Below are 21,402 nucleotides of genomic sequence, written 5' to 3' on the forward strand. Positions count from 1 at the left end.
CCCATGCGCACACTCAACCTCCTGCTCGCCCCCTTGCTGGTGCTGGGCGCCAGCCTGGCCCCCATTGCCGCCCACGCCACGCCACCGGCGCAGATCAAAACCCAGGTGCCGGGCTACCAGCGCCTGGCGGTGGGCGACTATGAAGTGACGGCACTCTTCGACGGTTACAACGACCTCGGCCCCTCGCTGCTCAAGGGCCTGTCGCAGAAAGAAATCCGCGCCCTGCTGGCGCGCAAGAACCTGATGGGCGCCGGCGTGCAGACAGCCTTCAACGCCTTTCTGATCAATACCGGCAAGAACCTTGTGCTGGTCGACACCGGTGCCGGCCAGTGCATCGGCGCCACCGCTGGCGGCCTGCCGGAGGCCATTCGTGCTGCCGGCTACAGCCCTGATCAGGTCGATACCATCCTGCTTACCCACATGCACCTCGACCACGTCTGCGGCCTGGTGGATGGCAAAGGTGCGGCGGTGTTCGCCAACGCCGATGTGTATGCCGCGCAAGCCGAAGCCGACTTCTGGTTGAGCAAAAGCAACCTGGAAAAAGCGCCGAAGGAAGCCCATGGCTATTTCCAGATCGCGCAGAATTCCACCGCGCCCTATGTTGCCTCTGGCCGGCTGAAAACCTTTGGCCTTGGCCAATCGCCGATTCCGGGTGTCACCACCGTAAACCTGGCCGGCCACACGCCGGGCAGCACCGGTTACCAGTTCAATTCGAACGGCCAGAGCATTCTGTTTATGGGTGACATCATTCACAGCTTCGCCGTGCAGTTTGCCCACCCCGAGGTCAGCATCGGCTTTGATAACGACAGCAGCAAAGCCATCGCCGCGCGGGAAAAACTATTTACTCAGGTCGCCCACGACAACATCTGGGTAGCGGCCGCGCACCTGCCCTTCCCTGCCATCGGCCATATCCGCGTCGAGGGTAAAGGCTTTGCCTGGGTGCCCGTGGAGTACGGCCCGTATCAGCGCGCGGCGAACGTACCGTTGCTGAAGTAAGCACGTCGATCAGGCATTGCGCCTCAGGGTGAATTCGGTAAACGCCACCAACGGCAGAGGTTTGCTGAAGAAGTAGCCCTGGAATTGCTCGCAACCGTTGTCCAGCAGGAACTGATGCTGGGCAGCGGTTTCCACGCCCTCGGCAATCACCGTCAGGCCCATGTTGCTGCCAAGGCCGATCACAGTGCGCACGATGGCTTCGCTGTTGTGGTCGGTGAGCACATCGAAGACGAACGACTGGTCGATCTTCAGCTTGTTCAGCGGCAGGCGTTTGAGATGACTCAGCGATGAGTAGCCGGTTCCGAAGTCGTCCAGGGCGAAGGTGATGCCCAGGCTGACCAGGTTGGCCATCTTGCGCGACAACTCCTCCATGTCTTTCACCACCATGGTTTCGGTGATTTCCAGCTGCAAGCGGCCGGGGTCGATCTCATAACGTTTGATCAGCGCCAGCACTTCGGCTTCGAAGCTGGCCTGATTGAATTGCTTCTGGCTGATATTCACCGCCAGGCACAGGTGCTGCATCTCGGGTTCATCCATCCAGCAGCGCAACTGGGCGCAGGCGGTTTCCAGCACCCACTTGCCGATGGGAATGATCAGGCCGGTTTCCTCGGCATGGGGAATGAATTTGCCGGGCGGGATCATGCCGCGCTGTGGGTGGTACCAACGCAGCAAGGCTTCGGCACCAATCACCTGGCCGTGGGTGTCCAACTGAGGCTGGTAGTGCAGTTGGAATTGCTGAGCAGACAACGCCTCCAGCAACTCCCCTTCCCAGGCCGAGCGTTGCACCGCATCGGTCTGCAATACATGGAGCATGGCGAACAGACAGAGGATCGCCGCCCAGGTGTTGACCCAGGTACCCGGTCCGCGCGTGGCGTCGGGCAGATTGAAACCGGGCAGCGGCGTCCAATAGCTGCCCGCCAGGCCGATGAAACTCAGCAGGCACACGGCGATCACGCTGTAGCGCAACCACCTGGGTTCGTCGCGAAACGCCATCATCGCCGCTACCCCCAGGGGCAGCAGGTACAAATGGGTGGAGCGCGGAATGCTCGCGTTGGGCACGTCCAGCACGGCGGCAATACCGACGATCACCAACAGCAAAACGCCAAACAACAGCAACCGGGCGCTGCGGTCATGGTGCACCCAGCTGAGCACGAACACGGCCACACCGGTGCCCATCAGCATCAGATCGATGGCGACGATCAGCCATTGCCCTTGCAAGGAAAAGTACACCGCCCAGATGCCGCCCAGCACCCACATGACAAAGCTGGCGAGCACCCGCATGCGTCGTTCACGGCGGTGATGAATCAAGGCCAGGTCTGCCGAATTCCAGAACTGCTGCAAACGCTTGCCAGCCATCAGGCGGAACCTGTGTAGGGGAAAAACATGGGAGAGGCTCCGGTCAACGCCGCTTGCGCAAATGGAGCCGGCACGTGCGCGGCAACTGGAAGGGGCTATAGACAAGGCGACCATGCGGCCGCGCTTGTTAAGCAATATAGCCAGCCCCCTCCATAGCGCAATGCCTGCCGTTCTAGGCGTCCAGTTGCTCGAACGCTTCCAGCGCCCGCAGCGAATAGACGTAGGCCGCGCCAGCGTTGAGCGAAATGGCCGTGGCCAGGGTTTGCGCCAGCTCCGCCTCTGTGGCGCCCGCCTTGCGCGCGGCCTGAACATGCACGCCAATGCAGCCGTCGCAGCGGGTGGTGATGGCCACGGCAATCGAAATCAGCTCGCGGGTTTTCTCGTCCAGCGCGTCGCCCTCGGCGGCGGCCTCACTGAGGGCACCGTAAGCCTGGAGCATTTTTGGATGGGCCTTGCCCAGTTTGCCGAAGGCTTTTTTGACGGCAGGAACGTATTCGGTCCAGTTGAAGAGCATGATCGTTTCTCCTACTTTGCTGAGGGCTTGATTGCCGATGGCCTGTTAGTGGCCGACAGGGACAGTCTGGTCCGCTCGCGCCGCCGGCGCTTTTCCCAACCGCTCATTCATTTGTCGAATCGTCTCGAATGCATGCTTTTGACCACCTGATCGCCCTGGCCAACCTGCGCGGGATTCTCGACCTGCATTGCCAACTGCAGGGCGACTGGGCCCTGGACCACCCGCCGCTGCCCGCCGGGCAGGCCAGCTATCACCTGATTCTGGCGGGTGAATGCCGCCTGGAAGTGCCCGGCCAAACGCCGCTGGCACTGCACGCTGGCGACATCGTGCTGCTGCCGCGCAGCGCCGTGCATGTGCTGACTGCGGGTAAACCGCGCAATGCTGCGGTGCGACGGGTAGAACAACCGGGGCGGATCACCCAACTGCGCCAGGGCCAAGGTGGGCTGGACATGCTCTGCGGACGCATTCAGTACACGCCGCACGCCACCCTGCTGGAGGCGCTACCCGAGGTTTTGCTGATCAATGCCAGCGCGCCAGGCAACCGCGAACGTCTCGACGCCATCATTGCCCTGATGCGCCTGGAGGCCGAGGGTGAGCAGTTGGCCAATCAATCGGTGGTGGATGGGCTGTCGGTGATTCTGTTCACTCTGGTGCTGCGGCACTTCTGCGAACAACAGCAGCACCTGCCAGGCGTATTTGCCCTGCTGCAGGACAAACGTTTGGCCAAAGCGGTGATGGCCTTGCTGGCCGACCTCGGTAGGACCTGGAGTGTGGAGGCGCTGGCGGCCACAGCCAGCATGTCGCGCTCGACCTTTGTGCGCACCTTTACCGCCACTGCGGGCATCGCCCCCGCCGCCTGGCTGATACAACTACGCCTGGAGCGGGCTCAGCTACTGTTACAGCAGAGCGCCACAGCGATTGGTGAGATTGCCCTGGCAGTCGGCTACCCCACGCTCAGTTCGTTCAGCCGGGTATTCAGGCAGCAACTCGGTGAAACCCCGGCGCACTACCGGCAACGCCTGCGGGGGTGAAAAACGGCCAACCAGGTCGCAGCAGGAATGCCCAACCTGTCACATTTCAGCCGCTTGAATTATCCTTGCCACCGATAGCTTTTTCCCAGAGGGTCATTAATGGCCAGAATGATCTTCCCAGCCGCGTGCGCCAGGCTGCAAAACCACTTCGCGCCCCTTGGCTTCGAGGGCGTCCTGAGCTCCCCTACCTCGATGACCGCCCGGGTCTACGACCCGCAAACCGGTGAAAACCTGGTGGTGATCAGCTGCATTCCGTGCGGCACCGCGCTGTCCGAAGACGACGTGCAAATCATCGCCCACGCCATCGAGATCGAACTCGAAGTGCTGCAGTTTCGGGCCGAAAGGGCGAGCGATAGCAGCGTGGGTTAACGCCGGGTAACGCCTCTAGAGATACGGCGCAATATTTCCCAGCGCCCGCTCCATATACGCCTCCTTCTCCCCGACCGGCGCCACGTAATGAATGGCGTTTTGCGCCGCTTCCAGCCCTTCGAAACGGGCGATAACCCAAGCCGCCAGGTACTGCGACGCCAGGCAACCGCCCGCCGTGGCGACGTTGCCGTTGGCAAAGAACGGTTGGTTCAGCACCTCCACTCCGGCCTCGATCACCCAGGGTTTAGTGGTCAGGTCGGTGCAGGCCACGCCACCTGCCAGCAGGCCGAGCTTGGCCAGTACCAGGGTGCCGGAACATTGCGCGCCGATCAGTTGCCGCGCCGGGTCCAGTTGCAGTTGCGCCATCAGCGCCGGGTTGGCGACCACCTCGCGAGTGGCCATGCCGCTACCGATCAATACAGCGTCGGCGCAGCATGCTTCTACGAGGTCGATCTGCGCCTCCAGGGTCACGCCATTCATGGACCGCACCTGGCGGGTGGGGCTGGCGATGGAGACTTTCCAGCCAGGCTTTTTCACCCGCTGCAAAATACCGAACGGGATCAGCGAGTCGAGCTCGTTGAAGCCGTCGAAGGTGAGGATGGCGATATGCATGGTGGGGCCTCCGGGCTGAGGTGGGGTTGCTGATGGCCATGCTAATCGCCCATATTCAGCACAATCAAACTATTGTCATGGATACATTCCGCCCATGCCCCGCGCCCGTTACAAGCAAGTGGTCGACCGCCTCGCCGCCGAAATTCGTGGTGGTCAACTGGTGCCTGGCACTCGTCTGCCCACTCACCGGCAGTTAGCCCGGGATCATGGAGTCGCCCTGGCCACCGCCACGCGCATTTACGCCGAGCTGGAAGGCATGGGCCTGGTCAGCGGCGAAACCGGGCGCGGCACCTTTGTGCGCGAAACCGCCCTTCCGCCAGGGCTGGGGATCGACCAACCGGCCAGCAGCCCGGACCTGCTCGACCTCAACTTCAACTACTCCTCGCTGCCCGGCCAAGCCAACCTGCTGCGCAAGGCACTGCGCGAATTGGCCATGGGCGGCGACATGGAAGCCTTGCTGCGCTATCAGCCGCATGCCGGCCGTCAGCATGAACAACAGGCGGTCGCCCATCACCTGCGTGACCGCGGTTTGTACACTCAGGCGGCCAACCTGTTGCTGGTCAGCGGTGCCCAACATGGCTTGGCGATCACCGCCATGGCGCTGTTGCATCCTGGCGACGTGATTGCCGTGGATGCCCTGACCTACTCCGGCTTCAAGGTGCTGGCAGAAACCTACCGCCTGGAATTGGCGCCGATTCCCGCTGCAGGCAACGGCCCGGACATCGAGGCCCTGCGTCAACTGTGCAAAACCCGTCGGGTGCGTGCCCTTTACTGCATGCCGACCCTGCACAACCCGCTCGGCTGGGTGCTCGACCTGGCCACCCGCGAACACCTGGTGGCGCTGGCTCGCGAGCACGGCCTTTTGATTATCGAAGACGCCACCTACGCCTTTCTCGCCGACCAGCCGCCAGCGCCGATTGCAGCCCTGGCGCCGGAGCGCACCGTGTACGTCGGCGGTTTTTCGAAAAGCGTCGCCACCGGTTTGCGCGTCGGTTTTGTCGTCGCGCCGTCGGCCTGGGTGCCGGCACTCGAGCGCTGTATCCGCGCCACCACCTGGAACACCCCCAGCGTGATGACCGCCATCGTCTGCCGCTGGCTGGAAGATGGCAGCGTCACGCGCTTGGAGGCGGAAAAGCGCGAGGACGCCATACAACGTCAGGTACTTGCCCGGCAGATCCTCGATGGCCTGCCGCTGGTGGGTCACCCGGCGTCCTATTTCATCTGGCTACCGCTGGGCGAGGACGTGCGCGCCGATCAAGTGGCCATGGCCCTGCTGCAGCAAGGGGTGGCCGTGTCCACCGCCGAACCGTTCTGCACCTCGGCCCATGTGCCCCATGCGCTGCGCCTGGCCCTGGGTTCGCTGGGTCTGGAGGAGCTAGGGCAGGCATTGCGAACGGTCAGGCGGGTGCTTGATCGCCTCAGCTATTGAGCCTGCGCGCCGCCCTATACCTATGGATGAGCCGCGCACGCCAAGGTACAGCAGACACCGTCAGCCGTCGGGAGCAGGCTAAAACCTCTTCCCCTCCCGCTGAAAAGGATCTGCGCCATGTCGACTCTGCCCCTTGGAACTGCCCTGGTGACCGGTGCCTCGTCCGGCATCGGTGCCATGTATGCCAAACGCCTGGCGGCCCGCGGCCACAACCTGGTACTGGTCGCCCGTGGCCGGGAACGCTTGCAGGCCCTGGCCGACACCCTGCGCGCCAGCTATGGCGTGGACGTGGAAGTGCTGGCCGCCGACCTCAGCCGCGCCAGCGACGTGCAAAACATCGCCAACGTGCTCAGGGAGAACAGCGCCATCAGCGTGCTGGTCAACAACGCCGGACTCGGCCCGCACGGTAAAGCCCTGGACAACGATGACGAGACCCTGGCAACCATGCTCGACGTCAACGTCACAGCCTTGCACAGCCTGGCCATCGCCGCCGGCCGCGCCTTTGCCGCGCGAGGCAACGGCGCGATCATCAACATCGCCTCGGTGGTGGCGCTGATGCCGGAATACTTCCACCCCACCTACGTCGCCAGCAAAGCCTTTGTGCTCGCCTTCAGTCAGAGCCTGGCCGCTGAACTGGCGCCCAGCGGGGTGAAACTGCAAGCCGTGCTGCCGGGCCTGACCCGCACGGAAATCTTCGACCGCGCGGGTGGCGACATCAGCCAGCTCGACCCGCGCATGGTGATGGAAGTGGCCGACATGGTGGACGCCGCCCTCGCCGGTTTCGATCAAGGCGAAGCGGTGACCATTCCCTCGCTGCCCAACGCCGCCGACTGGCAAGCGCTGCAGAATGCCCGCCAGGCGCTGGCGCCGAACCTGTCGTTGAACACCCCGGCGCCGCGCTATGGCGTGCCAAGCTGAAAGGCGCAGGGTCGGCTGCGTGACTATGCTGCTCGCTGCACCCAGGGAGATCAGCCATGAGCACGCCAGACGCCAACAGCAAACCACCCGCCTCCGCCATCAGCAGCCTGGTGGGGGTCGGCAAGGACCTGGTCGCCCTGCTACGCGACGCCGCCCTGCTGCTGATCGCCGTGTTGCTGGTGGCCTTCCCGGTGACCTTCAACGACATTCTGCAAAAAGCCGGTTTCGAAGAAGGCAGCGTGGTCGGCTTCAAATGGAAGGCCAAGCTGGTGGAGACCGACGCCGCGCTCAAAGAGGCGCAGGCCACCATCACCAGCTACAAAGACCAGAACGAAAAGCTCACCCAGGCCCTGGCCCAAGCGCAACAGCAAACCGGTAGCGAAAGCCTCAAGCAGGAGCTGAGCGACCTGACGCAAAGCAATGCTCAGCTGCAGGTGGCCTCGTCCAAGGTGGTCGCCTCGCTGGCCAACACCATCTCCAGCAACGCGCCGCTGGTTCGCAAGGCGCAGACCTCGATCGGCACGCCGACCTCCTGGGGCGTGGTGTTCGGTGGCGACACCGCGCTCGACCCCGCCTTGTACGAAGTGAAATACGCCAGCAGCAAACTCGGCGTGCCCAACGTCTTCGTTTATGCCCGCCAAGGCTCCTACCGCAGCGTGGCCCTGGCCGACGACCGCGCCATGGCCGACCAACTTCTGCTCAAAGCCAAAAGCCGCCGTCCCGACGCCTATGTGGTGAACATGCTCACCTGGTGCCCAACGGTGGAAGACAAAGGCGATTACCGCGAATGCGTATTCCGCTAAAGCACGCCGCCCCTAACTAAAGCAAGGCGCCAGCGCCTGGCTAAACCGCTATTGATGAGCACCCAGAACAAGGACGATCCGCATGCCCCGCGCGCTTATGTTGTGCCTGCTGTTACTCAGTGGCTGCGTCCACGACCCCAAGGACCTCGGGCTCGAAATAAGCGATCAACACAACCTCGCTGAACCGAAAATCCAATTCCTCGGCGTCGGTGGCTGGTTGCTGCATTGGCAGGGCGAAGGCCTGTTGCTGGCGCCCTCGTTCAGTAACCCGGCGTTTCTCGGCATCAAAGGCATTCCGCCGCTGCGGGTAGCCGCCGATGACGAGCGCATCGACCGCTATATGCCGCCTGCCGACGACGTCAGCATGCTGCTGGTCGGCCACGCCCACTACGACCACCTGCTCGACGTGCCGCGAGTGGTTAGCCAGCACGCGCCGAACGCCACCGTGTACGGCTCGGAAACCGTCGCCCACATTCTGCGTGGTGCCGAGCCGCCGATCACCCGCGTGGTCGTGCCCCGCGACGAGCAGATCACCAGCGTCGGCAAACCGCAGCTGCCTGGCACCTGGTTTTATTCCTCGGGCAAACATATTCGCGCCATGCCGATTGAAAGCATGCATGCCGGGCATATCTTCGGCATCAACCTGCTGCCCGGCAGCTATGACCACGACCTCAGCGAGCTGCCCAGCTACGTCGGCAACTGGAAGCTGGGCAAACACACCCTGGCCTGGCTTATCGACCTGCTGGACGCCAACGGCAACCCGGTTTACCGCATCCACTACCAAGACAGCGCCGCGCAACCGCCCTATGGTTTCCCGCCGCTGCTCAGCGACGGCAAAGGTATAGACGTGGAAATTCTCTGCGCCGGCAGTTGGGACCAGGTCAGCCACTACCCCAGCGGCCTGCTGAACGTGACGAAGCCCAGACTGGTGATCGTGGGCCACTGGGAAAATTTCTTCGGCAACGACCCGCTGCAACCGCAGACCATCCCCGGTCAATCGCCAGTCGGCATGCTCGACGCCATTACCAAGAGCGCACCGCAGGCGCGGGTGGTGGTGCCGGCGCCCCTGTCGGAAGTGGCACTGCCGGCGCCACAGTAGCGCCTGCCTGCCGTGCATTCTGTCCGCTGATGTTACGGTGCCGCTGCTATGATCCGGCCAGGAACATCGAGCCGGATGGGAGTCAGCCGCTATGCAACAGGTCGGTCGCAGTGCGCTACTGGTGGGGTTGGTACGCTGGCTGTATGCGCTAGCCATCGCCCATCTGCTCGGTGGCATGTTATTCGCCTGGTGGGGAAATTTACCCGTCTTCGAGAACTACCACCGCAGTGTCGAGCAAGCCTTCTTCGGCCAGGATGTACCCACCGCCGCCCGCGGCCTGCAGGTGTGGTGGCTGGCCCTGTTCGGCGCCACCGTGCAGAGCTACGCGGTGTTCATGGGCGCGCTGGTGTACCTGGGCAACCGCTACCGAAGCCGTGCAGCCTGGGGCGGGCTGATTGCCGGGCTGGTGCTGTGGGCGCCCCAGGACATCTGGATTTCAGCGCAGCTGGGGATCTGGTCACATGTGTGGGTGGATAGCATCGCCTTGATCTGTCTGCTCCTCCCCTTGGCCTGGCTGTTTCATTACGACGGTCGTCCAGCGCCTCGCGCAACCCGCTCGCAGCAAGCGCCGAACCCGTTTACCGCCGTCCCCTATCAACGCGTACTGATTACCGGCGGCACCGGCTTTATTGGTGAAACCCTGGTCAACCAGTTGCTGGATGCCGGCCACAACGTCTGCGTATTCGCCCGCGATCCGCTGCGCGCTGCGTCTATGTTCAACGGCCGCGCTCGATGCATCGCCAGCCTGGCCGCGCTGACTGAATTCGATGCCTTCGACGCCGTCATCAATCTGGCAGGTGCACCGGTGGCCGGCCCTCGCTGGACAGCGGCCCGGCAGGAACAACTGCTGGCCAGCCGCGTCGGCGTCAGCCAAGCCCTGGTCGCCTGGCTGGCCACCGCCCGGCATAAACCCCAGGTGTGGCTGCAGGCCTCGGCAATTGGTTACTACGGCGTGCGCAGTCCGGAGGAAGTGCTGCAGGAAGACAGCGCAGTCGGTGGCGGCTTTATGGCCGAACTGTGCTCACGTTGGGAAGCCTCTACCCAGGCTGTCGACGCTGCCGGCGTGCGCCGCGTGGTAATGCGCCTGGGCGTAGTCTTCGGCCCCGGTGGCGCCCTGCGCCCCTTGCTGCTTCCCCATCGTTTCGGCCTCGGTGGCCGGCTGGGCAGCGGCGCCCAGGTGATCAGCTGGATTCACCGTGAAGACGTGTTGCAGGTGTTTGCCCGAGCACTGGCAGACACCAGCCTGCACGGCGTTTACAACCTGGTCGCGCCGCACACCGTCAGCCAGGCGCAGTTCGCCACGGCTGCCGGCAAGGTGCTGCACCGGCCGGTGTGGCTGCACCTGCCAGCCGCCCCGCTGCGTCTGCTGGCAGGGGAAATGGCCGAGCTGTTTGTCGACGGCCAGAACGTGGCGCCGACCCGCTTGCTCGAGGCGGGCTATGTGTTCCGCTTTCCCCAGGTTGAAGACGCCATACGGGATCTGGCCTGAGCCGCCCTGCGACAAACTGGAGCAGGCGTGCGTTACGCGGATGGCAGACACTGAGCCTTCGCAACACCTGCCAAGGAGAGCCTGCCATGACCGCCACCGTCCACCGCTGCGCCTTGCCCAGCGTTTGCAGCCTCAGCCAACAGGCGGCCGGCGCAGCGTTTATCGACTGCCAGCGGATCGACGTCGACAACACCGAACGCAGCGCCTTTGGTCACGCCCTGCGCGCACTGGCCAGCACTCCGGCGTGGATCGACAACCTCATGCAGGTGCGCAACGCGGTGGTAAGTCGGCTAGGCCTGAAGGACCTCGGCCGCCTGACCCGGATCGATCTGCAGCGCGAAGAAAGCAGTTACCTGCCGGGTGACCGCGTCGGTATTTTCACCCTGCTCGCCAACAGCGCGGACGAAGTGCTGATGGCCGACCAGGACAAACACCTGGACGTGTTCCTCGCCCTCAACCGCCTGCCGGTGAATGCCGACGGGACCCGCACCCTGGTGCTGTCCACCGTGGTGCACACCCACAACTGGCTGGGCACCCTGTACATGCTGCCGGTCGCACCTTTCCACCGGCTGATCGCGCCGCTAACGTTGCACAACGTCACGCGCTAAACGAGGACAACAACATGGACACCCGTGGCCACGACCGGCAGATCGACAATATCGAATTCAACGTCGCCGACATTGAACGCAGCAAAGCCTTCTACGCCGCCGTATTCGGCTGGACCTTCACCGACTACGGCCCGACCTACTGCGAATTCAGCGACGGCCGTTTGACCGGCGGTTTTACCACCGGCGAACCCGTGCGCCCGGGCGGGCCGTTAGTCATTTTGTATGGCGAGGATCTGGCCGCCACGCAGGCACGCGTGGAGAAAGCGGGCGGCACCCTCAGCAAGGCGGTGTTCGCCTTTCCGGGTGGGCGCCGCTTTCAGTTTCGGGATTTGGATGGGTATGAGTTGGCGGTGTGGTCGGCCGGATGATCAGGCGAGCTGCGCCAAGTGCTTTGCAGTTTCGGGATAGGCATCCAGCAGACGTATCAGCACGGTTGCCTGGGCATTGGGCTTGGCGCGATTTTGCTCCCAGTTCTTAACCGTGCCGGGGGTCGCGTGCAGGTGCTGAGCGAACACCGGTTGGGACATGTTCAGCTTCTTGCGCACCGCGATGATTTCTTCGGCAGAAGCTGGAACCAGCGGCTTGATCTCGACATGGTGAGTGCGCAGGGTGATCTTGCCTTCGCGCTCAAGTGCCAAGTCCCGGAAACCTTCGACAAGCTCTGCAAAAATATCTCGCTTTTTGGTCATGGACGTTTTCTCGCTTTTAACTCGATATCCAATAGATTCTTTAACAGCTTGCGCTGGTCATAGCTCAGGTCGTCCAACTGATCCTTGTCGTATAGGGCAAATAGCCAAAACTGCGAATCACTCTGCCGCCAGTAGTAGATAACCCGCAGCCCCCCTCGCTTCCCTTTGCCCCGCAGAGCGTCACCAAAACGAACTTTGCGCAGCCCGCCGGTGTTAGCGATCACGTCGCCAATGTCCGGCTGCAACAACAACGCTTGTTGCAGATCGGCGAATGCCTTGTCGTCCAGATAATCGTGGCGATGCCGGGTAAACAGTTGCATCTCTACAAAGGTAGCGTCCATAACTATGCGCAACTCGCGTACATTTTTAGAGTGCGCATCCTGCATGTCAAGCACCGATCATGACTAGCCCAAAACCAACTGCTCGGAATTGGGCCACATGAAATACGTCCGAAAGCTTTTAGCTAGCCATCCACCGCTTGTACTGCTTGGTACGCCGAAGCGTTTTCACCTGTTCCAGCACCAGCGCCCATAGCGGCGAAACGCTTGGATTGGGTCGCTCACCTCGGCTCAGCTGGCGGAGCTGGAACTTGACCACGGCCATATAAGCCAGCGAGGCGAATACCTTGTTTTTCCAAGTGATCGGTGCCAGCTCCGGATTGCCGCCCTGCCCTGCCTGCCAGCGCTTGGGCAGCGCGGGGTCGATGGCCAGCGCGGTGGCGATACCGGCCATGGCCACACCATTGGCCAGAACCTGTTCAACCACTGGCAACCGGCGAATACCGCCGGTGACCATCACTGGCATGCGCGCAACCTTGGCGATGTCGCCGGCGAACTCGAGAAAGTACGCTTCACGTGCCAGGGTGCGACCGTCGCGGGCATCGCCCTGCATGGCCGGCGCTTCGTAGCTGCCGCCGGACAGTTCAACCAGATCTACCGGCAACTCGTTGAGCAACTCCACCACCTTCAAGGCGTCCGCCGCATCAAAGCCACCGCGCTGGAAGTCTGCCGAGTTGAGCTTCACCGCCACGCAGAATTCAGGGGCCACCACAGCGCGTATCGCCTTCACCACTTCCAGCAACAGGCGTGCGCGGTTTTCCAGGCTGCCGCCCCAGCGGTCGTTGCGCTGGTTGCTTAGTGGCGAGAGGAACTGGCTCAACAGATAGCCGTGGGCAGCGTGAATTTGCACGCCGGTAAAGCCGGCTTGTTCGGCCAGTTGCGCGGCGTTGGCGAAACGCTGGATCAGCTCGGCGATGTCTGTTTCGCTCATCGGCTTGGGCTCGGCGAACATTTTCGACATGCCGCCCAACTGCAGAGAAACAGGCGATGGCGCCACCGTCTGCTGGCCCAGGCTGGCCTGCATCTGCCGGCCCGGGTGGTTGAGTTGCATCCACACCTGCGCGCCGTGGCTGCGACTGACTCGCGCCCACTGGCGAAACTTGTCCAACTGCCGCGCATCTTCCAGCACCACGCCGCCGGGGCCGGTCATGGCGCGGCGGTCGACCATCACATTGCCGGTCAGAATCAGGCCGGCACCACCGTCGGCCCAGGCCTGGTACAAACGCAGCAGTTCAGCGGACGGGCCTTGCTCGGCGTCAGCGAGGTTTTCCTCCATCGCCGCTTTGGCGATGCGGTTAGGAACGGCGGTACCGTTGGGCAGTTGCAGCGGTGCAAAGGCAGTCATCTCACGCTCCGAAAAGGAAATGCAGTTGGCAGTTGCGGTGAGCCTAAGGTTAAAGTCAGCTTTAAGGTCAATACCCTCAGGAAACCCAAGATGAAAATCGGCGAACTGGCCCAACGCACCCAACTCGCGCCCTCGCGCATCCGCTTCTACGAAGCCAGCGGCCTGATCGCCGCGCAGCGCCACGCCAACGGCTACCGCCACTACCCAGCGCATGCCGTGCATACCCTGGAAATCATCCTCAACGCCCAACGCGCCGGCTTCAGCCTGGAAGAAATCCGCCGCTTTCTGCCGGACAGCAACCAGCAAGGCTGGAACCACGAAGAAATCCTCTCCAGCCTGCAACGCAAAGTCAGCGAAATCGAAGCCATGCAGGAACGCCTGGCGCAGAACAAAGCCCGGTTGCTGGAAATCATCGGCAATATCGAAAACAAGCCCGAGGGGATGGGCTGTGATGGGAATGCGCAGCGGGTGTTGGCGCAGATGCGGGAAGGAAGGTGTGGGGAGGTAAAGGACTCGGCAGGTTAATCGCAGTTATGACCTCAACTGGATGCTTGAAAAGAACTCCAGAATCGGGTGCCAGCCAACATACTGAATCGCGAACAACCCCATCAACAACGCGAAACAGAGCCCGCCGCGCCTGCACCAACGCCGACCTTCTGCTGTAGGGAAATCACTGGGGCTCAAGAACCACCATCCGCTCAATACCGACCACTTTTTCTCGGTGAGCCCATAGGCGAATGCAGTGCAGATAAAGTAAAAAGCGCCCGTGCAGACTGCGGTGATGACCCAGACGACGCTTAACATCACTTCGATGTCCTCCCTGGCCATTTTCATTTCCTCCTTGCAGCACCGGTTGAACAGCGGTGTGCCATACCGTTTTGTGGGGCAACTACCAAAACCTAACTGGTTTCAATCAGCCAGTCCCGATTTAACGACACCCCTACCCCACCCGCGCCAGCGTCAGCGGGTCGGCGTGCCCATTGAAAAAATGCTCCAGCACCTGGGAGAAGACATTCGGCTCATGGGTAAGCGTGGCGAACAGAGTCATGCACGAGCACAGCTTGGTATCGTCTGGGCTACCGAGGATCTCGCGGGCGCTACGCGATTGCCAGGCCAACAGGGCGTTGGTGCAGGCATGCAAACGCGGGCCGAGGACGGGGTGGGTGATGAAGGCGTTGGCTTCGTCGAGTCCGGTGATGCCGTAGAGCTGGGCGTTGGTGCTATGGCCGAGGCCGGCTAGCTGGGGAAAGATGAACCACATCCAGTGGCTTTGTTTTTTGCCCGCCTGGAGTTCGGCCAGGGCGTGTTCGTAGGTGGGGGCTTGGGCGTCGACAAAACGTTGCAGGTTGTAGGGATCGGCCATTGGCTGGGCTCCGGAAGTGACGGTCTAGTGGGTTGGACCGAGCACGTTCCGGAGGGTGCAAAGTTTTATTGATGGCGCGCAGCCATTACCACATCAGGTCATCAGGAATCTTGTACGCCGCGTACGGATCGTTAGCGTCGTCTTCTTCGGTCTGCACGTTGAGCTGGACGATGCGCCGAGGGTCGCGTTCCTGGATTTTCAGCGCCGCTTCGCGCGGGATGATCTCGTAGCCGCCGCCATGCTGGACGATGGCCAGCGAGCCGCTGCTGAGCTTGTTGCGCATCAGGGCGTTGACGGAGATGCGCTTGACCTTCTTGTCGTCCACGAAGTTGTAGTAATCCTCGGTGGTCAACTTGGGCAGACGGCTCTGTTCGATCAGCTGTTTGACCTGCGCGGCTTCGGCCTTTTTCTGTGCCTTTTCCTGCTGCTGACGGTTCAGTTCCTGGTCGCGGGCGATCTTCTCGGCCTTGGCTTCCAGGGCGATGCGCTGCTGGCTATCGTCCACTTCAACCTGGCCTTTGTGCTCCAGGCGTTTCTGTTTCTGCTTTTCCTTGCTGACCTGTTTGGCCTGCTTTTCGTTGACCAGGCCGGCTTTCAGCAACTGGTCACGCAATGACATGCTCATTCGTTGACGACTCTCTCAAGGGCACTGGTAAAAAACGCCGTTATTCTTCCACAAGCCGGGGGCGAAAACCTACCCGGCAAAATTCTCTGGCAACGTTATCCACAACTGCCAGTAGTCGATGTCGCCACTTGGCGCTCGGCGTGTTTGGCCTGACCCCAGATAGTGTCCAGTTCTTCCAGGCTGCAGGCCTGGATGTCGCGGCCTTGTTCGCGTAGCACCTGTTCGATAAAGCGGAAGCGTCGCTCGAACTTGGCATTGGCGGCGCGCAGGGCGGTTTCCGGGTCGGCCTTCAGGTGCCGGGCCAGGTTGACGACGACAAACAGCAGGTCGCCAATTTCTTCGGCCATCGCCTCTTCGTCGTTGGCGCTCATGGCCTCCAGCACCTCGTCCAGTTCTTCGCGGACCTTGTCCACCACCGGCAAGGCCTCCGGCCAGTCGAAGCCGACCTGGGCGGCGCGCTTTTGCAGCTTGGCGGCGCGTGACAGCGACGGCAGGGTGTTCGGCACATCGTCCAGCAACGACAACTGCTCCGGCGCAGCGGCCTTCTCGGCACGCTCCTCGGCTTTGATTTCTTCCCAGCGTTGCTTTACCGCCGCCTCGCTGAGGCGGGCCATGTCGGGCGCGCCGTACAGGTCGCCGTCGGGAAACACATGGGGGTGGCGGCGCAGGAGCTTGCGGGTAATGGCATCGACCACCGAGGCAAACTCGAAGCGCCCCTCCTCCTTGGCCAATTGGCTGTAATACACCACCTGGAACAACAGGTCGCCCAGCTCGCCCGGCAGGTGTTCGAAGTCAGCACGCTCGATGGCGTCGGCCACTTCGTAGGCCTCTTCGATGGTGTGCGGCACGATGGTCGCGTAGTTCTGCTGCAAGTCCCACGGGCAGCCGTATTGCGGGTCGCGCAGGCGGGCCATGAGGTGCAATAAGTCGGGGAGTTGGTACATACGGAGCACTTCCTACGTTGGCTGAGCGTCGCGAGCGAAGGGCTGGCGAGGCGAAGGGCTACTGAAAAAGCGGAGTTGGCTTATGCCAATGAGCATTTTTCAGCAGCCCTTCAACGAAGCCAGACCGAGCGCAGTAGCTCAGGAGGTGCGGTGGCGGCGCACTTCGATAATGTTTGGCAGCTGGGAGATGCGACCGAGCAAACGCCCCAAGGCATCCAACCCCGGAATCTCGATGGTCAGGGACATGGCGGCGGTGTTGTCTTCCTTGTTGGACCGGGTGTTGACCGCCAGTACGTTGATCTTCTCGTTGAGCAGCACCTGCGACACGTCGCGCAGCAGGCCGGAACGGTCGTAGGCGCGGATGATGATGTCCACCGGATAGGTCTGCACCGGTACCGGGCCCCAACTCACCTGGATGATGCGCTCAGGCTCACGACCGCCCAGTTGCAGCACCGAGGCGCAGTCCTGACGGTGAATGCTCACGCCTCGGCCCAGGGTGATATAGCCAACGATGGCATCGCCCGGCAGCGGCTGGCAGCAGCCGGCCATCTGGGTCAGCAGGTTGCCCACGCCCTGAATCTGGATATCGCCGCGTTTGCCCGGTTTGAAGCCGGTGTGCCGGCGCGGAATCAGCTCCAGCTGTTCGTTGCCACGTTCCGGCTCGACCAGTTGCTGCGCCGCGTTGACCACCTGCGCCAGGCGCAGGTCGCCGGCACCGAGGGCGGCAAACAGGTCTTCGGCGGTGCGCATATTGGCTTTTTCCGCCACCTTGTCGAAGTCGACACTGGGCAGCGCCAGGCGCGCCAACTCGCGCTCCAGCATGGTTCGGCCGGCGGCCACGTTCTGGTCGCGGTCCTGCAATTTGAACCAGTGAACAATCTTGGCCCGCGCCCGCGAGGTGGTGACGTAACCCAGGTTGCTATTCAGCCAGTCACGGCTCGGCACGCCGTGCTTGCTGGTGATGATTTCCACCTGCTCGCCGGTTTGCAGGCTGTAGTTGAGCGGCACGATACGGCCGTTGATCTTCGCGCCGCGGCAGTTGTGACCGATTTCGGTGTGCACGCGGTAGGCGAAGTCCAGCGGCGTGGAGCCTTTGGGCAGGTCGATGGCGTGGCCGTCGGGGGTGAATACGTAGACGCGGTCAGGCTCGATATCCACCCGCAGTTGCTCGGCCAGGCCGCCGATATCACCCAGCTCTTCGTGCCATTCCAGCACTTGCCGCAGCCAGGAAATTTTCTCTTCGTAGTGGTTGGAGCCGGATTTGACGTCGGTGCCCTTGTAGCGCCAGTGCGCGCAAACGCCCAGCTCGGCCTCTTCGTGCATGGCGTGGGTGCGGATCTGCACCTCCAGCACCTTGCCTTCCGGTCCGATCACCGCGGTGTGCAGGGAGCGGTAGCCGTTTTCCTTGGGGTTGGCGATGTAGTCGTCAAACTCCTTGGGAATGTGCCGCCAAAGGGTGTGAACGATGCCCAGCGCGGTGTAGCAATCGCGCATTTCCGGCACCAGCACGCGCAATGCACGCACGTCGTAGATCTGGCTGAAGGCCAGGCCTTTGCGCTGCATTTTGCGCCAGATCGAATAGATGTGTTTGGCCCGGCCGCTGATGTCGGCCTGCACGCCGGTGGCCGCCAGTTCGTCTTTGAGCTGGGCCATCACGTCGGTGATAAACCGTTCACGGTCCAACCGCCGCTCGTGCAGCAAGGTGGCGATCTGTTTGTACTGTTCAGGCTCGAGGTAGCGGAAGGACAGGTCTTCCAGTTCCCACTTGATATGGCCGATGCCCAGGCGGTGAGCCAGCGGCGCGTAGATGTCGAACACCTCGCGGGCAACGCGCTGGCGTTTTTCGTCGTCGCCATTTTTGATCGCGCGAATCGCGCAGGTCCGCTCGGCCAGTTTGATCAACGGCACGCGCACGTCATCGACCATCGCCACGAGCATTTTGCGCAGGTTATCCACCTGCACCTGGGTGCCCAGCACCAGCGATTCACGCGGGTTCAAGCTGGCGCTGATGGCGGCCATGCGCAGCACGCCTTCGATCAGTTTGGCCACCACCGCGCCGCAGCGCTGGTGCACGGTGGCCAGGGGAATTTTGCCCTCACGCACGCCACGGTAAACGACCGCGGCCACCAGAGAGTCCTGGTCGAGTTTGAGGTCAGCGAGAATTTCGGCGATTTCCAGGCCCGTGCGAAAGCTAGAGGTGCCTTCGGTCCACAGGTTCTGCGCAGCATTGGCTTGCTGCTCGGCTTCGCGGGCGAATTCGCACGCGGCTTTGAGGGCCTCACGATCCAGCGCCGGGTCGACGCTCAACACATGATCGAGCCAGGCCTCTAGGTTGATGCTGCCATCCGTGTTGATCGGTTGCTGCGCTCTAACCTGTACCATCGTTTACCTTCCCTACGACGCGCAGTCCACACGCCGAATATCGCTGACCTCTGCGGGTCAGTCGGTTACGCGAACATCCTAGTCCGCCACAAATAACGCCATCGCCTCGACATGCGCCGTCTGAGGAAACATGTCGAGGATTGCGGCACGTTTTAGCCGGTAACCCTGTTGCGCCAATACCGCCGTGTCACGGGCCAGTGTGGCCGGGTTGCAAGACACGTACAGCACGCGCTTGGCACCCAGTTTTGCCAACCCCTCAACAGCCTGCAAAGCGCCGTCACGCGGGGGGTCCAGCAGTACAGCGGAAAAACCTTGTGCGGCCCAGGGGGCCTTGGCCAGCGAGTTCGACAAGTCGGCCTGGAAAAAGTGCACGTTGCCCAGACCATTGGCTGCGGCGTTCTCGGCAGCCCGATCGACCATCACCTGCACCCCTTCCACCGCCACCACTTCCTGCAACTGGCGCGCCAGTGGCAGGCTGAAGTTGCCCAAGCCGCAGAACAGATCCAGCACCCGCTCATTGGGCTGTGGTGCCAACCAGTCTAGCGCCTGGGCGATCATCGCTTCGTTTACCGGCGCGTTGACCTGGACAAAATCACCGGGGCGATAGGCTAGCTGCAAATCCCACTGCGGCAACCGGTAGCCGAGTGCCTGGGTGGTTTCAAAAGGTTGCGGTTCGTCACTGCCGTGTAGCCACAGCTGCGCCTGATGCTCGATACAGAAGGCCTGCAGCAGCGCCACGTCGGCGTCCGGCAAGGGCGCGGTATGGCGCACCAAAACGGCGCTGGCCGTACCGTTGAACAATTCCACATGGCCCAACGCCTGGGGCTTGGACAAACGCCGAAGAGCCTCGGGCAACGCCTGCAGGATCGACTGCAAGGGCTGTACCAGCACCAGGCATTCGCTGATGGCAACGATGTCCTGGCTGGCGGCGGCACGGAAACCTACGTCCAGGCGCTTGGCCTTGGCGTCCCAACGCACGGCGATGCGCGCGCGGCGGCGGTAACCAAATTCCGGGCCGACCAAAGGTGGCGCCCATTCGTCTGGTTGCACCGAGGCGATACGGCTGAGCTGGTCGTTCAACTGTTGCTGCTTGAGCAGCAGCTGTTGCTCATGGGGCAGGTGTTGCAGGCTGCAACCACCACACGCCGCGGCATGCTGGCAGGGCGCCGGACGCCGCGAGGGGGCGGCGACCAGAATGCGTTCGGCGCGGGCGTCGACAATCTGGCTGCGGGCGCCGAGCACCCGTGCTTCCACCTGCTCGCCCGGCAACGCGCCGGCCACAAACCAGGTGCGGTTTTCGAAAAAACTGATACCACGGCCGTCGTTGGCCAGGCGCTCGATCGTCAGGCGCTGTTTTTTGCCGACCGGAATCTGTACCGCACGGGTGCCGCCGCTGGGTTGAAAGCGCAGCCCAACGGGTTTCTTAGCCATTAGAGAGGGTCATCGTAAACGCCGGTGGACAGGTAACGGTCACCACGGTCGCAGATGATCGAAACGATGGTGGCGTTCTCCACTTCCTGCGACAGGCGCAAGGCCGCCGCCACCGCACCGCCGGAGGACACGCCACAGAAGATGCCTTCTTCACGGGCCAGACGGCGCATGGTGTCTTCGGCTTCGCGCTGGAGCATATCGACGATGCGGTCGACGCGTTCAGCTTGGTAGATCTTCGGCAGGTATTCCTGCGGCCAGCGGCGGATGCCGGGAATGGCCGAGCCTTCCATCGGCTGCAGGCCGACGATCTCAATGGCCGGGTTCTGCTCCTTGAGGTACCGCGACGTGCCCATGATGGTGCCCGTGGTGCCCATGGAGCTGACGAAATGGGTAATGGTGCCCTGGGTCTGGCGCCAGATTTCCGGGCCGGTACCGTGGTAGTGGGCAATCGGGTTGTCGCCGTTGGCGAACTGGTCGAGGACAATGCCCTTGCCTTCGGCTTGCATGCGCTCAGCCAGGTCGCGGGCGCCTTCCATGCCTTCTTCTTTACTGACGATGATCAGCTCGGCGCCATAGGCAGTCATGGCAGCCTTGCGTTCGGCGCTCATGTTGTCCGGCATGATCAGGATCATGCGGTAGCCCTTGATCGCCGCGACCATCGCCAGGGCAATGCCGGTATTGCCGGAGGTGGCTTCGATCAGGGTGTCGCCAGGTTTCACCGCGCCACTGAGTTCGGCGCGGGTAATCATCGACAGGGCCGGACGGTCTTTCACCGAACCCGCCGGGTTATTGCCTTCCAACTTCACCAGCAGTGTATTGCTGGTGTTGCCCGGCAAGCGCTGCAGGCGCACCAGGGGGGTATTGCCGACGGTGTCAGCGATAGTTGGGTAGGTAACAGGTGTAGTCATGAAGAACGGTCCGATCCGATCAAGCGGGGCGACATGATAACGAGAAAACTGGGGAACAACCTCCTGATCGTCGACCTGGCAGCGTAAACGGCCCAGGCAAAAGCGACTGGCGAATCCGGAGGTTTGTTCAGCCAACCCCAGGCGCTACACTGC

24 protein-coding genes are annotated in these 21,402 nt (G+C 62.4%); 11 read left to right on the plus strand and 13 right to left on the minus strand.

Going from position 1 to position 21,402, the window contains the following annotated elements; genetic code table 11:
• Positions 1–3 precede the first annotated feature (3 nt).
• Positions 4–996, plus strand: a complete 993-nt coding sequence (locus C8K61_RS08760; protein WP_108095863.1) for an MBL fold metallo-hydrolase — start codon at positions 4–6, stop codon at positions 994–996.
• 9 nt (positions 997–1,005) lie between these two features.
• Here C8K61_RS08760 and C8K61_RS08765 read toward each other — a convergent pair whose 3' ends face one another.
• Together C8K61_RS08765 and C8K61_RS08770 are read right to left on the minus strand one after the other, a co-directional pair.
• Positions 1,006–2,352 carry a bifunctional diguanylate cyclase/phosphodiesterase gene (locus C8K61_RS08765; RefSeq protein WP_108095864.1) on the minus strand — a complete coding sequence of 449 codons (1,347 nt, stop codon included), beginning with the start codon at positions 2,350–2,352 and terminating at the stop codon, positions 1,006–1,008.
• 172 nt (positions 2,353–2,524) lie between these two features.
• Positions 2,525–2,866: a carboxymuconolactone decarboxylase family protein gene (locus C8K61_RS08770; RefSeq protein ID WP_108095865.1), complete on the minus strand. Its 342-nt coding sequence runs from the start codon at positions 2,864–2,866 to the stop codon at positions 2,525–2,527.
• A gap of 128 nt (positions 2,867–2,994) precedes the next feature.
• On the opposite strand from C8K61_RS08770, the gene C8K61_RS08775 reads away from it, so the two are divergent.
• Both C8K61_RS08775 and C8K61_RS08780 read left to right on the plus strand, forming a co-directional pair.
• Entirely contained in the window at positions 2,995–3,897 is a 903-nt protein-coding gene (locus C8K61_RS08775; RefSeq protein ID WP_108095866.1) for an AraC family transcriptional regulator, read from the plus strand.
• A gap of 99 nt (positions 3,898–3,996) precedes the next feature.
• Positions 3,997–4,266: a DUF1652 domain-containing protein gene (locus C8K61_RS08780; RefSeq protein WP_108095867.1), complete on the plus strand. Its 270-nt coding sequence runs from the start codon at positions 3,997–3,999 to the stop codon at positions 4,264–4,266.
• Positions 4,267–4,281: 15 nt separating this feature from the next.
• Here C8K61_RS08780 and C8K61_RS08785 read toward each other — a convergent pair whose 3' ends face one another.
• Entirely contained in the window at positions 4,282–4,878 is a 597-nt protein-coding gene (locus C8K61_RS08785; protein ID WP_108095868.1) for a DJ-1/PfpI family protein, read from the minus strand.
• 94 nt (positions 4,879–4,972) lie between these two features.
• Between C8K61_RS08785 and C8K61_RS08790 the strand changes: the two genes are divergently transcribed.
• The 7 genes from C8K61_RS08790 to C8K61_RS08820 all read left to right on the plus strand — a co-directional run bounded on the left by C8K61_RS08790 (position 4,973) and on the right by C8K61_RS08820 (position 11,592).
• Positions 4,973–6,307 (plus strand): PLP-dependent aminotransferase family protein, encoded by a 1,335-nt coding sequence (locus C8K61_RS08790; protein ID WP_108095869.1) that lies wholly within the window; start codon positions 4,973–4,975, stop codon positions 6,305–6,307.
• 117 nt (positions 6,308–6,424) lie between these two features.
• On the plus strand, positions 6,425–7,225 hold the full coding sequence (locus tag C8K61_RS08795) for an SDR family oxidoreductase (protein ID WP_108095870.1): 801 nt from the start codon (positions 6,425–6,427) through the stop codon (positions 7,223–7,225).
• 56 nt (positions 7,226–7,281) lie between these two features.
• Complete coding sequence (locus tag C8K61_RS08800; protein ID WP_218277806.1) at positions 7,282–8,028, plus strand: hypothetical protein; 747 nt, start codon at positions 7,282–7,284, stop codon at positions 8,026–8,028.
• An 82-nt stretch (positions 8,029–8,110) separates the two neighbouring features.
• Positions 8,111–9,127 carry an MBL fold metallo-hydrolase gene (locus tag C8K61_RS08805; protein ID WP_108095871.1) on the plus strand — a complete coding sequence of 339 codons (1,017 nt, stop codon included), beginning with the start codon at positions 8,111–8,113 and terminating at the stop codon, positions 9,125–9,127.
• Between the two features lie 91 nt (positions 9,128–9,218).
• A complete protein-coding gene (locus C8K61_RS08810) occupies positions 9,219–10,616 on the plus strand; it encodes a TIGR01777 family oxidoreductase (RefSeq protein WP_108095872.1) in 1,398 nt (465 codons plus the stop codon).
• Between the two features lie 86 nt (positions 10,617–10,702).
• Positions 10,703–11,224, plus strand: a complete 522-nt coding sequence (locus tag C8K61_RS08815) for a DUF2867 domain-containing protein (protein ID WP_108095873.1) — start codon at positions 10,703–10,705, stop codon at positions 11,222–11,224.
• A 14-nt stretch (positions 11,225–11,238) separates the two neighbouring features.
• Entirely contained in the window at positions 11,239–11,592 is a 354-nt protein-coding gene (locus C8K61_RS08820; RefSeq protein WP_108095874.1) for a VOC family protein, read from the plus strand.
• On the opposite strand, the gene C8K61_RS08825 is transcribed toward C8K61_RS08820, so the two are convergent.
• From C8K61_RS08825 to C8K61_RS08835, 3 genes are all read right to left on the minus strand, one after another.
• Positions 11,593–11,913, minus strand: a complete 321-nt coding sequence (locus tag C8K61_RS08825; RefSeq protein WP_108095875.1) for a DNA-binding transcriptional regulator — start codon at positions 11,911–11,913, stop codon at positions 11,593–11,595.
• Positions 11,910–12,254: a toxin gene (locus C8K61_RS08830; protein WP_108096198.1), complete on the minus strand. Its 345-nt coding sequence runs from the start codon at positions 12,252–12,254 to the stop codon at positions 11,910–11,912. Before C8K61_RS08830 ends, C8K61_RS08825 begins: the two co-directional genes overlap by 4 nt.
• 118 nt (positions 12,255–12,372) lie before the next feature.
• A complete protein-coding gene (locus C8K61_RS08835; RefSeq protein WP_108095876.1) occupies positions 12,373–13,596 on the minus strand; it encodes an NADH:flavin oxidoreductase/NADH oxidase family protein in 1,224 nt (407 codons plus the stop codon).
• A gap of 90 nt (positions 13,597–13,686) precedes the next feature.
• On the opposite strand from C8K61_RS08835, the gene C8K61_RS08840 reads away from it, so the two are divergent.
• Positions 13,687–14,121 carry a MerR family transcriptional regulator gene (locus C8K61_RS08840; RefSeq protein ID WP_108095877.1) on the plus strand — a complete coding sequence of 145 codons (435 nt, stop codon included), beginning with the start codon at positions 13,687–13,689 and terminating at the stop codon, positions 14,119–14,121.
• A gap of 6 nt (positions 14,122–14,127) precedes the next feature.
• Here the strand turns inward: C8K61_RS08840 and C8K61_RS08845 are convergent, their stop codons facing one another.
• The 7 genes from C8K61_RS08845 to cysM form a co-directional block, all read right to left on the minus strand.
• Complete coding sequence (locus C8K61_RS08845; RefSeq protein ID WP_108095878.1) at positions 14,128–14,424, minus strand: hypothetical protein; 297 nt, start codon at positions 14,422–14,424, stop codon at positions 14,128–14,130.
• Positions 14,425–14,536: 112 nt separating this feature from the next.
• On the minus strand, positions 14,537–14,959 hold the full coding sequence (locus tag C8K61_RS08850) for a DUF1810 domain-containing protein (protein ID WP_108095879.1): 423 nt from the start codon (positions 14,957–14,959) through the stop codon (positions 14,537–14,539).
• An 85-nt stretch (positions 14,960–15,044) separates the two neighbouring features.
• On the minus strand, positions 15,045–15,584 hold the full coding sequence (locus tag C8K61_RS08855) for a DUF2058 domain-containing protein (protein WP_108095880.1): 540 nt from the start codon (positions 15,582–15,584) through the stop codon (positions 15,045–15,047).
• A 95-nt stretch (positions 15,585–15,679) separates the two neighbouring features.
• Complete coding sequence (mazG, locus tag C8K61_RS08860) at positions 15,680–16,528, minus strand: nucleoside triphosphate pyrophosphohydrolase (protein WP_108095881.1); 849 nt, start codon at positions 16,526–16,528, stop codon at positions 15,680–15,682.
• Positions 16,529–16,666: 138 nt separating this feature from the next.
• Complete coding sequence (gene relA / locus C8K61_RS08865; RefSeq protein ID WP_108095882.1) at positions 16,667–18,910, minus strand: GTP diphosphokinase; 2,244 nt, start codon at positions 18,908–18,910, stop codon at positions 16,667–16,669.
• A 78-nt stretch (positions 18,911–18,988) separates the two neighbouring features.
• A complete protein-coding gene (gene rlmD / locus C8K61_RS08870; RefSeq protein ID WP_108095883.1) occupies positions 18,989–20,341 on the minus strand; it encodes a 23S rRNA (uracil(1939)-C(5))-methyltransferase RlmD in 1,353 nt (450 codons plus the stop codon).
• Positions 20,341–21,249: a cysteine synthase CysM gene (gene cysM / locus C8K61_RS08875; RefSeq protein ID WP_108095884.1), complete on the minus strand. Its 909-nt coding sequence runs from the start codon at positions 21,247–21,249 to the stop codon at positions 20,341–20,343. Before cysM ends, rlmD begins: the two co-directional genes overlap by 1 nt.
• Between the last annotated feature and the right edge of the window lie 153 nt (positions 21,250–21,402).

The organism is Pseudomonas sp. GV071, assembly GCF_003050835.1.
Lineage (GTDB): Bacteria > Pseudomonadota > Gammaproteobacteria > Pseudomonadales > Pseudomonadaceae > Aquipseudomonas.

Bases quoted from the DNA above. Each gene is read 5' to 3' on its own strand.
- C8K61_RS08760 (WP_108095863.1), top strand. From the start codon at position 4: ATGCGCACACTCAACCTCCTGCTCGCCCCCTTGCTGGTGCTGGGCGCC.
- C8K61_RS08765 (WP_108095864.1), bottom strand. From the start codon at position 2,352: ATGGCTGGCAAGCGTTTGCAGCAGTTCTGGAATTCGGCAGACCTGGCC.
- C8K61_RS08770 (WP_108095865.1), bottom strand. From the start codon at position 2,866: ATGCTCTTCAACTGGACCGAATACGTTCCTGCCGTCAAAAAAGCCTTC.
- C8K61_RS08775 (WP_108095866.1), top strand. From the start codon at position 2,995: ATGCATGCTTTTGACCACCTGATCGCCCTGGCCAACCTGCGCGGGATT.
- C8K61_RS08780 (WP_108095867.1), top strand. From the start codon at position 3,997: ATGGCCAGAATGATCTTCCCAGCCGCGTGCGCCAGGCTGCAAAACCAC.
- C8K61_RS08785 (WP_108095868.1), bottom strand. From the start codon at position 4,878: ATGCATATCGCCATCCTCACCTTCGACGGCTTCAACGAGCTCGACTCG.
- C8K61_RS08790 (WP_108095869.1), top strand. From the start codon at position 4,973: ATGCCCCGCGCCCGTTACAAGCAAGTGGTCGACCGCCTCGCCGCCGAA.
- C8K61_RS08795 (WP_108095870.1), top strand. From the start codon at position 6,425: ATGTCGACTCTGCCCCTTGGAACTGCCCTGGTGACCGGTGCCTCGTCC.
- C8K61_RS08800 (WP_218277806.1), top strand. From the start codon at position 7,282: ATGAGCACGCCAGACGCCAACAGCAAACCACCCGCCTCCGCCATCAGC.
- C8K61_RS08805 (WP_108095871.1), top strand. From the start codon at position 8,111: ATGCCCCGCGCGCTTATGTTGTGCCTGCTGTTACTCAGTGGCTGCGTC.
- C8K61_RS08810 (WP_108095872.1), top strand. From the start codon at position 9,219: ATGCAACAGGTCGGTCGCAGTGCGCTACTGGTGGGGTTGGTACGCTGG.
- C8K61_RS08815 (WP_108095873.1), top strand. From the start codon at position 10,703: ATGACCGCCACCGTCCACCGCTGCGCCTTGCCCAGCGTTTGCAGCCTC.
- C8K61_RS08820 (WP_108095874.1), top strand. From the start codon at position 11,239: ATGGACACCCGTGGCCACGACCGGCAGATCGACAATATCGAATTCAAC.
- C8K61_RS08825 (WP_108095875.1), bottom strand. From the start codon at position 11,913: ATGACCAAAAAGCGAGATATTTTTGCAGAGCTTGTCGAAGGTTTCCGG.
- C8K61_RS08830 (WP_108096198.1), bottom strand. From the start codon at position 12,254: ATGGACGCTACCTTTGTAGAGATGCAACTGTTTACCCGGCATCGCCAC.
- C8K61_RS08835 (WP_108095876.1), bottom strand. From the start codon at position 13,596: ATGACTGCCTTTGCACCGCTGCAACTGCCCAACGGTACCGCCGTTCCT.
- C8K61_RS08840 (WP_108095877.1), top strand. From the start codon at position 13,687: ATGAAAATCGGCGAACTGGCCCAACGCACCCAACTCGCGCCCTCGCGC.
- C8K61_RS08845 (WP_108095878.1), bottom strand. From the start codon at position 14,424: ATGGCCAGGGAGGACATCGAAGTGATGTTAAGCGTCGTCTGGGTCATC.
- C8K61_RS08850 (WP_108095879.1), bottom strand. From the start codon at position 14,959: ATGGCCGATCCCTACAACCTGCAACGTTTTGTCGACGCCCAAGCCCCC.
- C8K61_RS08855 (WP_108095880.1), bottom strand. From the start codon at position 15,584: ATGAGCATGTCATTGCGTGACCAGTTGCTGAAAGCCGGCCTGGTCAAC.
- mazG (WP_108095881.1), bottom strand. From the start codon at position 16,528: ATGTACCAACTCCCCGACTTATTGCACCTCATGGCCCGCCTGCGCGAC.
- relA (WP_108095882.1), bottom strand. From the start codon at position 18,910: ATGGTACAGGTTAGAGCGCAGCAACCGATCAACACGGATGGCAGCATC.
- rlmD (WP_108095883.1), bottom strand. From the start codon at position 20,341: ATGGCTAAGAAACCCGTTGGGCTGCGCTTTCAACCCAGCGGCGGCACC.
- cysM (WP_108095884.1), bottom strand. From the start codon at position 21,249: ATGACTACACCTGTTACCTACCCAACTATCGCTGACACCGTCGGCAAT.